Below are 15,056 nucleotides of genomic sequence, written 5' to 3'. Positions count from 1 at the left end.
ATAAAATTCAATTGTATATTCAGAAATTTTTTCATAGAACCATGACATCCCTTCATAACTATTTTTCATTTTTATCGAAGAGTCAGTATCCTTGATATAATTAAATACTCCTTCCTTTAGATAAGGGATTACGCCAAATCTAATTTTTCGACATCCTGAATTTCAGCTTGTTTATTGATTGAAGTATTTTTCGCACCTTTTTCGAACATAAATTTGATTAGGGTATACACCTTGATATTTCTTTAAGATTTATGCACTACTAAAATATCTAATTCTGTACCAACTCCATTGGTTATTGTTCTTAACGCCAACGCTGGAATATAATCTCCTGCCCGTTTCTTACTGTTTATAAAATCGAGACAATTCTCCTGATTCCACCTACCTAGATACTTTTCAACTCCTATAATTTTAACAGGATTATCGGATATTCCCATTATTAAATAGGTTTCACGATTACTCAGATTGTTTGCGATGCATATTATGTCATGTAGTAAATCATTTTTTTTATTTATCTCAGCCTTGTCTTGACCTACATAAAAAATAAGGAAACTCCTTTCGAAGAACAAAAGGTAGGGGTATATTCTCCTTGTAATATCTTCATCCCGCCGTTACTCTTTTACTTTAGCGTTGTTTTGGGCGGGTGGTTCTGGTACAATGTTGGTAATTTCTTGGTTCGACTATTTCCGATAAGGGGAAGCGGTTACATAGGATTATTTTGGAGGATAAAACATGAATTCAACAGTTACTTTCTATATTACTCGACATGGGGAAACATTACTTAACTATTTACATAAAGCACAAGGTTGGGTAGATTCCCCATTAACTGAAAGAGGAATCCAAGCAGCCTCACAATTAGGAATGCGACTGAAAAATGTCCAATTTTCGGCTGCATTTTCCAGTGATACATCCAGAGCTTTACAGACTGGAAAAACCATATTAACTGCGCAGGGGCAAAATGAACTGCAAGTTATTACTGATAAAAGGCTTCGTGAGTGGTGTTTGGGCTGCTGGGAAGCAGAAAATAATGATAAGTTTATTTCCAGTATGATGAATGAATTACAGATACAAAATGATTTTTCAGAACTTAATTTCCGTCTGCCGGAAGTTCATGAAATTATTTATAAATCCGACACAACAGGTATGGTTGAACCTTTTCATATGATTTCGGATAGATTGGAAAGTTTTCTCAAAGATACAGGTGATAATCTTATTCACTTGAATAATCCAAACGTCCTGATTGTTACTCATGCTTTTGCTATTAAAACATTGCTGTATTCATTTTCAAAAGAAATGTTGCGAAAAAAGCCTAAAATCAAAAATGTCGATATTATTACTATTAAATGGGATGGTAAAAGTTTTTCTATCCTTACATGAATATGTTTAAAACTAACAAGTTTTTGAAAGCTCAAATGTTATATTTATTAATGAAAGATTGATTTATAAACAGACTGCTTTGCAAGATTTTGGGTGTATTGGTTTCTGGTGGTGGATAGAAATAATTATTTCCTCTGGAGTTTTTGAATTAAATAGTGATTTGGTGAAAAAAGGTTAAAAAAGTATATTCCAGCTTTGAACTTCTACCAGATACAAAAAAACAAACTACTGGAACTGGTTCGTAAGTCCCGAAGAAGACTAACCTTCATAAGAGGTGTATAATTTTACTATACCTACTGGGATAAAAAAGGAGGTTTGCACTTTGGAAAACATGATTATTTTCGATCTAGAAACGCAATCTTTTCCCGTTGAATCCGGTATCTATGAGGTGGCTTGCCTCGCGATTGAAAACTACGAAATTGTTGATAAGCTTTATCTTGGGATACCCATCGAAGGCTATCAAGGTTCCACTCGGTTTGGATACGGTTTTCGCGATATAAGTTTAAATCAAGGCGCTATCCGTGAATTTCAGGAGTTTACGGGACGCTATAGATACCCGCTTGTTGCACATAATTGTCCGTTCGATAAGAAATTTTTGGAGTACTATCACTGGGCAACTAAGGAGCTTGAGTTTTACTGTAGTATGCGCGCAATTAAACATCAGGCGCCAGGGCTTGATAGTTACTCACTTGGGAAATTGATTCGCCATTTTGGAGTCGGAAGTGATGCTAGCCACACGGCGTTCGAAGATGTGACAAGTTTGCTAGCGGTACTCAGATTGGTTAAGCCTGAAACTTGGTTTAAGGTCGGTGAAAGCAGAAGAGGTTTTAGTAACACTTCTACGCCGATTGATATTGAAAATTTGAAGAGTAAGTATAATTTTTCGGCGGTTTTACAGGGTGAAGTGATTTGTTTTACTGGGAAAAGTACATTTACAAGGAAAAAAAATGCAGGAAACTGCGATTATTAATGGAGCGAATGTTTCAAGCAATATCGAAAGCAACACAACGATGCTTGTGGTCGGAGAACGGGCAGGCAGTAAACTCGATCGGGCTCAAAAACAAGGTATTGCAATTGTTTCGGATGAGGATTTTATGGCGATTGTCGGGAGTCATGTGGTGCATAAAGAAAAATGAAGGATCTGGATTTTTCTTCTGTATAAATAGAAAAAGAAATGGATGCTTAGTTTTATAGCAATCCATTTCTTTTTTATGGCACAATAAAGGAAAGTTCAATCGAAAAAAAGCTCTGGCCGCGAAAGCGGCCAGAGCTTTTTAAAAATCATCTAATCGAGAAGGGAAGTGCCATAAGAGTTGTCAATTGCGCACAGCCAGTTATGATCGACTTGTTTAAAAATATAAGTAGCACGACGTTCCATCGAAAAATCCGATTGTTTGACGGCTTTTTCGCTAGCTTCAATAAAGGTTTGTGCTAAAACTAGAACAGTATCGCCCGCAATGATCATTTTCATTTCACCTTCAACAGGTTTGATACTGTTATCGAAATACTGAGCGATCTTGGCGAAAGCAGTTTTGATCTCCGCTTTTCCGCGCGCCTCTATTCCTGGTTTTACTACTAAAACAGCATCTTCCGTGTAATATTCTACTAACTCGTTAAATTTTTCATCTTGAATCAGCTGATCGCAAGAGGCAATCACTTGCTTGATTTCTTTCATTATTTGTTCCATCGTTATGTCCTCCAAGAAGTATTTGCGTCATTTTTGATGGTAGGTGAGAGCGTCTCCGATAAAAAGCTTTAATTCTTTTTTAGGAAGAGGTTGCGCTGGATTTAAAACTACCGCACGATTTTTGGAAAAAGTAAGTGTATCTCCAAGAATTTCACGATAATCTTCAATTAAGCTGGTCTGACAGTGTACGAAAATCGCGACTTGATCATCTTCAAACCGATCAATGCGAATCGGAGTGCCACTTTTAGAAGCCAAGGTAGAATAAGTTGGCTGTCCCCATTTTAAACTTTCCGTAAGCGGCTCAGAAGAACCAATCTCAATAGAAGTTTCGTAAATTAAATTGCGAAGTTCGAGCAAAGTTTTCTGAAACGGTTCCGGATATTGATCAAAAACTGCTTGTACATTTTTATCTTTAAACTAAAGCAATACCTTCACCTCCAACTCTTTTCTCCAGTATAACATGATCAGGTCAAAAAATAAGTGAATGCGGATAATATTAAGAGGTAGGCGTACGGTAAATGAATGAAACATCGAAAACTTAAGTTTTTCTGGCTCAAAAGCAAAATTGCTTAGTCATGCAATCCTTTTCCAGCAAGAATCCGAGGAATAAGCTTGTCAATTCTTGATTCACGTGTTTTGGCTTGTTTAGCTCCGCCGAAATGATACAAATAAGCTTTTCTCCGACCGGGAGTTAAACTTTCAAACGCTTCTTTAAGCGCCATATTTTCCTCTAATCGCCGAGAAAATTCGATTGGCATTTCTACAGTAGACGTATGTTCCGCTTTCTCTACTTTTAAACCCGCTTGTTCAATGGCAATAGCCTGCTCAATATAAGCTTTTATCACAGCGCGGTTTGATCGAATTTGTTCGGCATCTGTAAACTGCAATTGTCGCCCAACGCGCGTATTTTCCCCAGTTTTCTTTAATAAACCAGCCGTATCTTCCATCAAAACCCCTTTAAAAAAAAAGAAGCGCACAATGTGCCTTAAATCCTTGAATAATGACGACATTTTTTCCATCTAACGCATAACATGGTTTATTCCATTTAAATTCTTCTGACAGTCCTGTTTCAAGAATGATCGAACGAAGTAATTCCGTTTCCACTTGCCATTTTGTTAGGTCATTCAAATATTCTTCCACTTTCGGATTAAATTTTCCCATCTCAAAAAGCTCCTATTCATTTTATTGTGGCATTATTATAGCATATCCACTTGAAAAATCTTACAAAAAATCAAAAAAAACGCCAAATTTCGCCAAGTAAGAACTGGATTTGGAAAGATCATTTGGAAACTGGTTTTTCAAAAAGAATTTTGACACAATGTACCATGCCAACCTATAATAATGAGGAAGGAAAGGGGAGGGCGTATTTGACGAGCGAAAGTCATAGTTTTATCATTCAAACCGCGCTTTTGACGGGGAAAATTTTGCTCGAAAATGGGGCAGAAACCGCGCGGGTTGAGGATACGATGGAGCGCATTATGCGAAAAAGTTTAGGTGTTCAAGCAGCCAAAAGCTACTATACATATGTCACGCTTTCCGGTGTTTTCGTAAAAACAGGACTTGAAGAAAATAGTTTTTTGCGGATAGATAGCCGTGGTTATAACCTTGAAAAAGTGGTGAAAGTCAACCAAATTTCACGAGACTTCACCGAAGATAAAATCAGCCTTGCTGAAATGAAAACGAACTTAGAAGCTATTGACTATGATGATCGTAAGGATGCGATGTGGAAACAACTACTATTTACGGGGCTTTTAAGTGGCTCGATTGTGCTGATATTCGGAGGAAGCTTTGATGATGTGCCAAGCAGCATCGTCGGCGGGATTGCAGCTTATTTCATTTTCCAAAAACTCACAAACTTGGCCGATTATCCATTTATTTTTGAATTTTTGTCCACTTTTGCTGGAGGACTTTGCGGTTACTTTGTTAATCAACTGGTCGGCTCAGAAATCAATTTAACGATGATTGGGACTGTAGTTCCGCTAGTTCCAGGAATCGGGATTACAAATGCGATTCGCGATTTGATGGCGCGACATTATATTTCCGGAATCATTCGTTTATTTGAAAGTTTATTTATTGCAGCAGCACTTGGATGCGGCGTGGCACTGGTAATTCTATTATTCAATTAAAAGGGGCTTTTTAGAATGATTTTTGAGCTTTTCTACCATTTTATTTTTAGTTTCATTGCTTCATGCGCTTTTGGCTTCCTCTGCCGTATTCCGAATAAAACCATCATTGCAGGAGGTATCGTTGGCGGCGCGGGCTGGATTGGTTATCATTTCCTAAGTGAAAATGGGTTTAATGTGTTTATCACAAGTTTTTGCTGTTCGCTGATTTTAAGCACACTGAGTTATACATACAGCTATATTCGCAAATATCCATCAACTGTTTATTTTATTCCGGGTCTTGTTCCTGTTGTTCCGGGAATTACATTTTATGAAGTGTTTAAAGAGCTTTTCATCGGTCATACCGGCATCGCACAAGTGACATTTTTTAACGTAATTGCTTCTGCTGTCGCACTTGCATGCGGAATTATAATCGGCAACATTATTTTCCTCATTTTGATTAAACCGTTCCTGAAACGCACAAAAGCCGTTCTCCGCTAAGAGAACGACTTTCCTTATTCGACTGCTGTTTCAAGCAGCTTAAATGTTCGGTTTTCTGGGGAAAGTTCAGCCATTCGTCCGTAAGGAAGGGTGATTTTCGGTTCATTGTGACCAAAACTAGCATTGAAAAAAACGGGGAGTTCGGCTAAACCGAATTCATTTAAAACTTTGACAACCAGTGCCCGGTAATCGTCATAGTATTTTCCGCTTTGCGGCTTCCCAAAAATCATGCCGTTTACTCGGTTTAATAGTCCTTGTGCACCGTAATTACGCAAAGTATCTTCAAACCACCAAGGGGGCGGCATTTCTTCCGAAGTTTCAAGGAAAAGAATGGCATCGTCAAAATCGCTTGGTTGCGGGAAAAGTGCGGTTCCTTTTGCCATCTCAAGCACTTCTAAGCAACCGCCGAGTAGAGGACCGGAAACCGTATGTTCACCTTGAACAACCTCATAACCATCCATGTTAGGCGTAAACTTACGTGCGATATCGCGATTTTCAATCAGCCACGGCAAAAATTCAGCTGTATATTCATCCGAAACATCAAATGTAAGCGGTGCTTTTGCTTCAAAGGCCAGTGCCCAAAAATAATCGGCAGTAAATGTTGGAAGCTGAATGTTTTCTGCCCAGTCAGATAAAATTGCTGGACCGTAAAAACTTGAAATTCCTGCTTTCAAACATGCCAAGTGAGTAATTGTAGAATCGGAATATCCAACAAAAATTTTCGGATTCGCCCGCATCAACTCAAAATCAAGAAACGGCAGCATCCGGATGCTGTCGTTGCCGCCAATACAAGAAAAAATCGCTTTAATTGACGGATCAGCAAAGGCAGTCATTAAATCGGCTGCTCGCTTTTCAGGATGTTCATAAACGGTTTCAGAACCAGCAAGCGTATGCGGCATTGCTACAACTTCAAGATCATAAAGATCTCTGAGGCGTCTACTTCCTTGTTCATAGCGCCAAAGAAATTCGGTATCGCCGGCTCCGCCCCAAGATAAACTTACCGTTGCCACTTTATCGCCGCGCTTTAGAGCTGACGGTTTTGTCAAATTAAGCATCAAGGTCACCTCAAATCTTATTTCTTCAATCATAGCAAAATGATTTCAATAAAGCGAGAACGGGAATAACAATAACAAAAAAGGAGGGTGTTTAACATGAAAAAAGATTTTTTTGCTGAACGGGGAGATTTTCCATTTTATAACGGCAAACCAGAATGGTTAAGTCCGGCTAAATGGCTATTTATCAGTATTATGATTGGGGGAAGTTTTTTTTCTGCTTACCACTTATACGAGTTGGGGAGCTATTTTTCCGCCCTTTTTAGCGATGTATACTGGACCGATTGTAATGCTGTTATTTATTTTTGCTGGACTTGGTTTTACAATGAAACAAAATCTTACCCTGCTTTTTAAAAAGATTCATTTGAAAGATGTTTGGCTGATTATTTGGCTTACGATTGTGACGATTATTGTATCCAATACACTAGCTGTGATTGCAGCCAAATTTACGAGCTTGGCGAGCAATCCTTCTGTGATACCGGATTCATCCGCTCATCCAGCTGCGGAGTATTTTCTCAACTTCAGCACCGATATTTTCCAACTTTTGGGCGAAGAGTTCTATGCAATTATCCCGTTTTTACTGCTATTACAATGGTTTACGCATACGTTTGGCTGGAGTCGCAAAAAAGCAATTCTCGTTGCATGGCTTCTGTCTTCGCTGCTTTTTGGGGCAATGCATCTTTCCACCTATAACTGGAATCTCCTGCAAAGTTTGATGGTTATTGGCGTAACTCGGCTGTTCCTAACTTATGCATACTTGAAAACCAAGAACATTTGGGTTTCCTATATCGTTCATTTACTCTATGACAGTATTTTGTTTGCTTTACCTCTTTTAGGGTTGTAAGTATACAGTTGACCCTCACACTCTGTCACACTTTATAATAGAAGAAAGGGGAATAAAGATGTTTCGCATTGGAGATTTTTCAAGACTCGCTCAGGTGAGTATCCGGATGCTTCGTCATTACGACAAGCTCGACTTGCTGAAACCAGTAAGCATTGATCCAGACAGCAGTTATCGATACTATGAAGCCAAACAACTTCACGATGTAAAACAAATTCAGCTGCTGCAATCCATGGGTTTTGAGCTAAAAGAAATCAAAATTATTTTAGCAAGTCGAAATGAAGCGGCAGAATTAGTCCAAATTTATGAAAAACGATACCAAAACCTGTTACAACAAGCTGAAAAAATTCGTTCGCAACTGGTTCGCCTTCAAGAAGCCAAGCCGTTTTTTGAAACGACGGATGACTATTTGGTGGAAGTAAAAACACTGCCGGCACGAAAAGTAGCAAGCTGCCGCGGCAAAATTCCGACTTACCAAGCCGAAGAACAACTCTGGCAGCAGCTGTATGAAGCTTTGCAACGTGATGCTGTCAAACCCTCATCCACGCTACAGCTCGATATTGCTGTTTTTCATGATGAAACGTATCAAGATGCATTTCCAGATATCGAAGTCCAAACGGTTATTAGCGACCTTGGAACATCAGATCAAACCATTACATATAAAAAAAGCACCTGAGCAAGAAATCGCTTCTGTCACATTCAGCGGCTCCTATGAGAAAATGCCAGCTGTAACTGAGGCTGCTGCAAACTGGCTTGAAGCAAATGCCTATCGCTTAAACGGTCCGATGTTCAACATCTATCATGTTTCCCCAGCCGCTGATCCAGATCCAGAAAAGTGGCTAACCGAAGCTTGTTTTCCAATCACGAAAGGAGCAGAATAACTATGAAATACGAATGGCGCAAAGAAGAAAAAGAATTGTATTTACCGAAGAAAAAACCAATGTACATCGAGGTTCCTGAATTCAGCTACCTCACAATCAACGGAAAAGGCGATCCCAATCAACCCGAGTTTGAAGAACGCATCGGCGCCTTATATACAGCCGCCTACACAATTCGAATGCTTCCGAAAAAAGATATCATCCCAGATGGTTATTTTGAGTACACTGTCTATCCACTAGAAGGCTACTGGACAACAGATCAGCGTGATGACGGACCGCTTGATAAATCTCAATTTGTCTATAAAGTGATGATACGTCAGCCGGAATTTGTTACCCCCAAACTTTTCCGCCAAATTTTGCCGATGCTTGAAAAAAAGCTATCTGCCGAGTTAATAGCTGAGCTAAAACTGGAAAGGATCACTGACGGGCCGTCCGTTCAAATGATGCACATCGGTTCCTATGATTCCGAACCTGCGAGCTTTGAGCTGATGGAAAAATATGCGGCCGAAAATGGGCTTACGCGAAGTTCAAAAAATCACAAGGAAATTTATTTGTCTGACCCGCGTCGCGTAGCCGAAGAAAATAGAAAAACCGTTCTTCGATTTGCAGTTGATCAAAAAGTTTGATCTATTTTGATCAAAGGTATATAATAAGCTTGTAGGTAAGAAAATATAAGTTTTAGGAGTGATGAATGATGAGTAACTTACCACAAATGCATCGCAACGACTTCTTTGACTTTTTCCCATCTTTGTTTGATGGAAACGAGCCTCTCTGGGGTCGTGACCAAATGAAAGTGGATATTTCAGAAACCGACCAAGCCTATCAAGTAAAAGCTGATTTACCTGGTTTAACAAAAGAGGATATCCAAGTTGATTTCAACAATGGTATTTTGACAATCGGAGGAAGCCACGAAAATCAGGCTGACGTAAAAGACGAAGCAGGCAATTACATTCGCCGCGAACGTTCAAGAGGTACATTCAGCCGGAGCTTTGCACTTCAAAATGTCGATCCAAATGCGATTGAAGCAGCTTTCCACGACGGAGTTTTAACTGTGACATTAAACAAGGTGGCAGATAAAAGCCAAAGTCGCATCCCAATCAATTAATTCTAACCTTTCAAACCGCGGAACTTCTGTTCCGCGGTTTTTGCATTTTTGATAGACAAACTATACTAGAACAGGTATCCTAAAGTATAGGGGATTTCACGCTTTAAAGGAGTTTGAATATGGAAAAATTAGTGAGCATCATTGTTCCTTTATATAATGTAGAAAAAGATTTGATGCGTTGTGTCGATTCTATCCTTGCACAAACTTATCCGCATCTCGAAATTTTGTTGATTGACGATGGTTCCACCGACTCATCAGGACGGTTGATTGATCAATTGACTGATCCGCGAGTAAGGCAAGTTCATCAACCAAACAGCGGTCAAGCCGGCGCACGCAACAAAGGGCTTGATCTTGCAACTGGAGATTATATCATTATGGTAGATAGCGATGACTGGATTCGCGCGGATCTTGTGGAAATGTGTTTACATACGGCAGAAGAAACCGGTGCCGATTTAGTTTTATTTACTTCGTATAATGTCAATCAAGCTGGCGAAAAGCAATATGTAAACCGGAATAGCGGACATCTTTTAACGGATGCAGGAAGCGTTCCTTGGAATAAGTTTTATGCAGCTAAGCTACTCTCAGATATTCGCTTTCCACTTGGATACTGGTATGAGGATTTAGGGATGATACCGGCAGTCGTTTTGCGTGCGGAAAATCCAGTGAAACTTAATGAAGCATTGTACTTTTACCAAACCGACCGGATCGATTCGCAGTCCAATCTTGTACAAGATACAAAGTTTTTAGAAGTTATTCCAATGCTTGAACATGTGGTAAGTGAAGCGAAGCGACTTTCGGTTTATAATGGAAATGAACAAGAGATCGAATGGCTCTATATGGAGCACTTGGTTTATCGAACGGTTCTTCGGAAGATTATCGATTTGAAGGATCATCAATTACGCAAGCAAGCTCTTTTGGAGGTTCGGGAAACGATGCAAAAGACTTTCCCAAAATGGAAACGTAACGGATATATGTCTGGGAGCGGTCTTACGGCGTGCTTGAAAAAAATAGCAGTGCGGCTTTATCTTGCCGGTTTTATCCGACTGGGCGACTTGGTCTGGAAAATTCCATTTGAAAAAAGACGCCAGCAAACGGGCTTTTAAAAGGAGAGAATTATGAAAGTTAGTGTAATTATTCCGGCTTACAACGTCAGTGAATACATTGAAGCCTGTATTGAATCAGTCATGACACAATCGTATCCGGATTTAGAAGTGATCGTTATTGACGATGGTTCAACCGATGATACTTTAGAAAAATTAGAAAAATTAAAAGAACAATTTCCGCATTTAACGATTTATCATAAGGAAAACGGCGGCTTGTCTGCTGCACGTAATGACGGGGTAAAATATGCTACCGGCACCTATTTAGCATTTGTTGACAGTGATGATGTTATTGACCGGACGATGTATGAAAAAATGGTGCAAAGTCTTGAAAAACAAGATGCTGAAATCGTAACGATCGGCGTGAGCAGACTGCGCGGTGAGGATGTTTATCCTTCTGTTTTACATGAGCACTTTATGAAAGAAACGAAAATCGGAACAAATTTGCATGAGTCACATGAGTTGCTCTATGATACAACCAGCTGGAATAAATTATATAAACGTAGTTTTTGGGAAGAAAATCAATTTGCTTTTCCTGTTGGCAAAACGTTTGAAGACATTCCAGTTACGCTACCGGCTTATTTAAAAGCTGAGCATGTCAACTTGCTGCCTTGCGTTGGCTATTACTGGAGGTATCGTACTTCAAAAAGCCGCTCCATCACGCAACAGAAAAATAATCTGCGAATGGTTAATGACCGCTTAGATGCTCTCTGTGTGTGTGATGCTGCATTTGAAAGCTCAGGGGACAGTGAACTGATAGAAGCTAAAACCTATAAGTTCCTTGAGATTGATTTATTTTCAATGATTGAATGGCTGTTTACTGCACCCAAATCGGATTTTAAAGCGATTCGTGAACGCGTTATTGCCTATTTAAATCAAACAGATAGCAGTAAAGTATTTTCAAAACTACCTTTGCGCAAGCAAAAGATGTTTACCGCTTTGCTAAAAAATCGTACGGTAGCATTTAAATATCAAAGCAGGATGTATTTTCTTGAAAAAGCATTTCGACGTATTTTCGGACAGTCGAAAAACAAATAAATTGACAATCAAACGACCTGTAACTATAATAGTTACAAAGAGGTGAGGAAATGGCCATTTCTACGCGTTTTAGTGTTGCGGTTCATATTTTAGTGCTGATTGACAGCGAGCGCAGCAAGCAAATAACCTCTGATCATATTGCGGCAAGTGTTGGAACGAATCCGGTTGTGATTAGACGGATTATGAGTCTGTTAAAAAAAGCCGGTATTTTGCACTCAAGCCCAGGTTTAAGTGCTACTTATTTGACGCGTTCGCCTGCTGAAATTTCGCTTTATCAGATTTACACAGCCGTCGAAGGTTCAAAACAGTTGTTTGATATGCATAAAAATCCTAATCCGAACTGCTTTGTCGGAGCAAATATTCAAGCAGCACTTGATGAAACCTTTATCGCGGCACAAAGCAAAATGGAAGCAGAATTGAAAGATGTTAGTTTAGAGGATATTATTCATAATATGCCAAGTAAGACGAATCTATGATTCGTCTTACATAAAGAATAATTTGTAACTAATATAGTTACATATAAGGAGGAAATGGAAATGAAAGTAGCAATTATTGGAGCATCGGGAAAAGCAGGACATTTAATTATGGAGGAAGCTTTATCACGTGGTATCGAGGTTACAGCAATTGTCCGTAACAAAGAAAAAATCACGAATCCGAAAGTAGCAGTTTTAGAGAAAGATTTATTTGATTTAACTTTTGATGATATAAAAGATGAAGATATTGTCGTAGATGCCTTTAACGCACCGATCGGCAAAGAAGAGATGCATCAAACTTCTCTTGCACATTTGGTTGATCTTTTGAAAGGACATGAAGAGATTCGTTTGATGGTTGTTGGCGGAGCAGGTAGCCTATATGTTGATCCTGCAAAAACAACGCGCTTAATGGATACACCAGACTTTCCGGATGCTTTTTTACCGACTGCAAGCAATATGGGCGAAGGTTTGAAGAAGCTTGAGCAAGAAAGTGCACTCAACTGGACATATATTAGTCCGTCAGCATTTTTCAACCCTGAGGGGGAAAGAACCGGCGAATATCAACTTGGAAACGACAATCTCCTAGCCAATTCGGCTGGCGAAAGCGAAATTAGTTATGCTGATTACGCACTTGGCTTCGTAGATGAAATGGTGAATGCCAAGCATTTACGTGAACGTATTACATTGGGTATGAAATAAAGGATAAAAAATCCCCATCAGCTTTCTGATGAGGGATTTTTTATTTAGTGAAGACTTAACATCAAAAGTTGCTCAGATGACACATAAAGCTTTATCCATTTAAAGCATGTTGTAGAGGAGAGTTAGAAGTGCTTTTTCTACATCTACTTAGAAACGAAATATTGAAAAGTTCACAAAACATTCATCAAATTGTCGAGAATTCTAAACAGAATTAGCAAAGGGGAGATGATAAAATTTATGATGAAAACGTTAACAAAAAAGGAGATGGAAAAAATGAAAAAAGCAGCAGCAATTGTTTTATTCAGCTTAAGTTTAATCTTTATCGTACCAAGCTTGGCAAATGCAATGGATGTTCAGTTAGGGGATCAAATTTACAGTTCCAACTTGCCGCAGTTTAATCCAAATGAAATGACATTTTTTTAAATCGAGTTTAGTAGCAAAGGGACATTATAAAGGCGAAGTAGGATCGTTTGAGTGGACTGCCTATGACAGCTATGACCATGTTGTTGGAAGTAAAAAAACAGAACTGTCATGGAAAGACACAGAATCCGATTATACGATTACAGAATATGCTATCTCATTTAAAAAACCAAGCGCATATGTGGTTGGTACACTTAAAAGTAAAACAGGAGCTATACTTGATAAAGGCATCCAGTTGATGGATAAATCTTCCTTTACACCAGCTGAAACACCGCCCATTCTTTATTTATATGATGAAACAATCCAGGTCAAAAAAAGGTTCAGACTTTTGGGCGTATGCCACTGATTTTGCAGGGAATAAAGCACCAAACTTAAAATACATATACGCTTATTCGTATAATGAGTCACTTTGGCCGGGAGTTGGAGGAAATCAACTTACAGCCTCACCAGACTATGTCGCGAATGTTCAAGCCAATTTTGATACGCATTATTCCTACACAGATCGATTCGGAATCAGTACAACCGTAACTATGCATGTGCAAGTAAAATAAATTCGTTCATCTCGTTTTAACGCGCAAAAACTCGCAGAAATTGTTAATTATCACACTGCTGCGAGTTTTTTGTGCAAGAAATAGTAGACGGGAAAGAAAAGCTTAAGATTTGTCCATGAAATGTAAAATTAGGCGCAAGGCGGATTGATTTCTGTCTGTTTTTCCAGTATCGTTAAGCTATAGCAGACAGAAGGAGATGCTTATTTGAAAAAAAATGACGAAAAAGAAAAAAAAGACGCATCTATATGTTAGCTGGAATTTGCGTGGCCGTCGTCTTAGTGTTTATCGTAGCTGCCATGCTTAGAAATGTTTACTTGGAGTATACGGCGCCAGATCCTGCTTACGGAAATAAAGAACAACGCTTTATCAATCAGCTTTTGCCGCGCGCTCAGGAAATTCAAAAAGAACATAATATTTTAACAAGCGTCACACTTGCTCAAGCTATTCTCGAGTCAAATTGGGGCGAAAGTGCGCTTGCCCAAAAAGGAAATAATCTATTCGGTGTGAAGGCTTCTGCCGGAGCTCCAATCGTTAACATGACGACTAAGGAATTTCAAGATGGAAAATGGATTGAAATAAAAGCCAACTTCCGCAAGTACCAAAGCTGGAATGAATCGCTCGATGATCATGCTGCTTTATTTTTAAACGGGACTTCTTGGGCAAAAGACAAGTACCGTTCGGTTATTGAAGCAAAGGATTATAAAGCTGCGGCTCAAGCGATTATGGATGCGGGTTATGCGACCGATCCGACGTATGCGTCAAAGCTAACATCATTGATCGAAACTTATGATTTGACGAGTTATGATCAGGTTGGGGCAAAATGGCTCACGAATAAGCGTGTTTCATATCAAGCAAGGGTTAAAAAAGATGCAGATGGAACCGTTTATGGTATGCCTTATGGCCTTCCTGGCGCAACAAAAAATGAATCGCTTGCCTATTATGCGCGCGATACCATAACCGTGATTCGAAAAGCCACAACAAGCACCGGAAAATGGCTTCAATTTACTGTTGGAGAAAAGACAGCAGGTTGGGTCAAAGCGGAGCTTATTCAAGGTAATTAACTTAAAAAGGATTAAAAACAGCGCTTTTTAGTTGTCTTATTGATAGTTCAATAGACCCAAAAAGGTGCGTTTTGATCCTTTTTTTTAATTTTTTTTTCGTTTTTGGAAAGCTTGAAACCAGAAGGAGTTTCATATTGTTGTAATTTTTGTAATATAAAAGAAATCTATATTACA

The 15,056-nt window shown here is 39.0% G+C and carries 22 protein-coding genes; 17 read left to right on the top strand and 5 right to left on the bottom strand.

What is annotated here, in order from left to right; translation table 11 throughout:
• Nucleotides 1–729: 729 nt before the first annotated feature.
• The 3 genes from MFLO_RS11735 to MFLO_RS16050 all read left to right on the top strand — a co-directional run bounded on the left by MFLO_RS11735 (nt 730) and on the right by MFLO_RS16050 (nt 2,510).
• A complete protein-coding gene (locus tag MFLO_RS11735; RefSeq protein ID WP_036098174.1) occupies nt 730–1,374 on the top strand; it encodes a histidine phosphatase family protein in 645 nt (214 codons plus the stop codon).
• A gap of 331 nt (nt 1,375–1,705) precedes the next feature.
• Nucleotides 1,706–2,344 carry a 3'-5' exonuclease gene (locus MFLO_RS11730; protein WP_241433647.1) on the top strand — a complete coding sequence of 213 codons (639 nt, stop codon included), beginning with the start codon at nt 1,706–1,708 and terminating at the stop codon, nt 2,342–2,344.
• The gene (locus tag MFLO_RS16050; protein WP_206538336.1) at nt 2,322–2,510 is read left to right on the top strand and encodes a BRCT domain-containing protein; all 189 of its coding nucleotides are present in this window, start codon (nt 2,322–2,324) and stop codon (nt 2,508–2,510) included. The genes MFLO_RS11730 and MFLO_RS16050 overlap by 23 nt, the downstream gene beginning before the upstream one ends.
• A 149-nt stretch (nt 2,511–2,659) precedes the next feature.
• On the opposite strand, the gene MFLO_RS11725 is transcribed toward MFLO_RS16050, so the two are convergent.
• From MFLO_RS11725 to MFLO_RS17050, 4 genes are all read right to left on the bottom strand, one after another.
• On the bottom strand, nt 2,660–3,052 hold the full coding sequence (locus MFLO_RS11725; protein ID WP_420912535.1) for a YybH family protein: 393 nt from the start codon (nt 3,050–3,052) through the stop codon (nt 2,660–2,662).
• A gap of 36 nt (nt 3,053–3,088) precedes the next feature.
• A complete protein-coding gene (locus MFLO_RS11720) occupies nt 3,089–3,418 on the bottom strand; it encodes a DUF1801 domain-containing protein (protein WP_077913236.1) in 330 nt (109 codons plus the stop codon).
• Between the two features lie 212 nt (nt 3,419–3,630).
• Nucleotides 3,631–4,008 carry a YdeI/OmpD-associated family protein gene (locus MFLO_RS17055; RefSeq protein WP_338151528.1) on the bottom strand — a complete coding sequence of 126 codons (378 nt, stop codon included), beginning with the start codon at nt 4,006–4,008 and terminating at the stop codon, nt 3,631–3,633.
• A 10-nt stretch (nt 4,009–4,018) separates the two neighbouring features.
• Nucleotides 4,019–4,222, bottom strand: a complete 204-nt coding sequence (locus MFLO_RS17050) for a DUF1801 domain-containing protein (RefSeq protein WP_338151527.1) — start codon at nt 4,220–4,222, stop codon at nt 4,019–4,021.
• A 206-nt stretch (nt 4,223–4,428) separates the two neighbouring features.
• On the opposite strand from MFLO_RS17050, the gene MFLO_RS11710 reads away from it, so the two are divergent.
• Together MFLO_RS11710 and MFLO_RS11705 are read left to right on the top strand one after the other, a co-directional pair.
• A complete protein-coding gene (locus MFLO_RS11710; protein ID WP_036098202.1) occupies nt 4,429–5,187 on the top strand; it encodes a threonine/serine exporter family protein in 759 nt (252 codons plus the stop codon).
• 15 nt (nt 5,188–5,202) lie between these two features.
• A complete protein-coding gene (locus MFLO_RS11705) occupies nt 5,203–5,664 on the top strand; it encodes a threonine/serine exporter family protein (RefSeq protein ID WP_036098172.1) in 462 nt (153 codons plus the stop codon).
• A 14-nt stretch (nt 5,665–5,678) separates the two neighbouring features.
• Here the strand turns inward: MFLO_RS11705 and MFLO_RS11700 are convergent, their stop codons facing one another.
• Nucleotides 5,679–6,719, bottom strand: coding sequence for a S66 family peptidase (locus MFLO_RS11700; protein WP_036098171.1), 1,041 nt, complete (start codon nt 6,717–6,719; stop codon nt 5,679–5,681).
• 96 nt (nt 6,720–6,815) lie between these two features.
• Here MFLO_RS11700 and MFLO_RS15725 point away from each other — a divergent pair, with 96 nt between their 5' ends.
• From MFLO_RS15725 to MFLO_RS11640, 12 genes are all read left to right on the top strand, one after another.
• A complete protein-coding gene (locus MFLO_RS15725) occupies nt 6,816–7,070 on the top strand; it encodes a hypothetical protein (RefSeq protein WP_051993633.1) in 255 nt (84 codons plus the stop codon).
• The gene (locus MFLO_RS11695; protein ID WP_162148158.1) at nt 7,006–7,560 is read left to right on the top strand and encodes a CPBP family intramembrane glutamic endopeptidase; all 555 of its coding nucleotides are present in this window, start codon (nt 7,006–7,008) and stop codon (nt 7,558–7,560) included. The genes MFLO_RS15725 and MFLO_RS11695 overlap by 65 nt, the downstream gene beginning before the upstream one ends.
• Before the next feature lie 58 nt (nt 7,561–7,618).
• Entirely contained in the window at nt 7,619–8,233 is a 615-nt protein-coding gene (locus MFLO_RS11690; protein ID WP_051993631.1) for a MerR family transcriptional regulator, read from the top strand.
• A complete protein-coding gene (locus MFLO_RS14780) occupies nt 8,130–8,438 on the top strand; it encodes a GyrI-like domain-containing protein (RefSeq protein ID WP_338151526.1) in 309 nt (102 codons plus the stop codon). Before MFLO_RS11690 ends, MFLO_RS14780 begins: the two co-directional genes overlap by 104 nt.
• Before the next feature lie 2 nt (nt 8,439–8,440).
• On the top strand, nt 8,441–9,061 hold the full coding sequence (locus MFLO_RS11685; protein ID WP_036098170.1) for a GyrI-like domain-containing protein: 621 nt from the start codon (nt 8,441–8,443) through the stop codon (nt 9,059–9,061).
• Between the two features lie 68 nt (nt 9,062–9,129).
• Nucleotides 9,130–9,540, top strand: a complete 411-nt coding sequence (locus MFLO_RS11680; RefSeq protein WP_036098169.1) for an Hsp20/alpha crystallin family protein — start codon at nt 9,130–9,132, stop codon at nt 9,538–9,540.
• Nucleotides 9,541–9,659: 119 nt separating this feature from the next.
• Nucleotides 9,660–10,643, top strand: a complete 984-nt coding sequence (locus MFLO_RS11675; protein WP_036098168.1) for a glycosyltransferase family 2 protein — start codon at nt 9,660–9,662, stop codon at nt 10,641–10,643.
• A gap of 12 nt (nt 10,644–10,655) precedes the next feature.
• Nucleotides 10,656–11,678, top strand: a complete 1,023-nt coding sequence (locus MFLO_RS11670; protein ID WP_051993629.1) for a glycosyltransferase family 2 protein — start codon at nt 10,656–10,658, stop codon at nt 11,676–11,678.
• Nucleotides 11,679–11,728: 50 nt separating this feature from the next.
• Nucleotides 11,729–12,154 (top strand): Rrf2 family transcriptional regulator, encoded by a 426-nt coding sequence (locus tag MFLO_RS11665; RefSeq protein ID WP_036098166.1) that lies wholly within the window; start codon nt 11,729–11,731, stop codon nt 12,152–12,154.
• A 60-nt stretch (nt 12,155–12,214) separates the two neighbouring features.
• Entirely contained in the window at nt 12,215–12,850 is a 636-nt protein-coding gene (locus MFLO_RS11660; protein ID WP_036098164.1) for an NAD(P)-dependent oxidoreductase, read from the top strand.
• A 273-nt stretch (nt 12,851–13,123) separates the two neighbouring features.
• Complete coding sequence (locus MFLO_RS15610; RefSeq protein ID WP_156065865.1) at nt 13,124–13,273, top strand: hypothetical protein; 150 nt, start codon at nt 13,124–13,126, stop codon at nt 13,271–13,273.
• A gap of 811 nt (nt 13,274–14,084) precedes the next feature.
• Nucleotides 14,085–14,882, top strand: a complete 798-nt coding sequence (locus MFLO_RS11640; protein WP_479481401.1) for a glucosaminidase domain-containing protein — start codon at nt 14,085–14,087, stop codon at nt 14,880–14,882.
• The last annotated feature ends 174 nt before the right edge of the window (nt 14,883–15,056 follow it).

The sequence above is a fragment of the Listeria floridensis FSL S10-1187 genome, from assembly GCF_000525875.1.
GTDB classification, from domain to species: domain Bacteria; phylum Bacillota; class Bacilli; order Lactobacillales; family Listeriaceae; genus Listeria; species Listeria floridensis.
The sequence above is the reverse complement of the archived record's forward strand: the minus strand, read 5'-3'. Positions and strand labels throughout refer to the sequence as shown.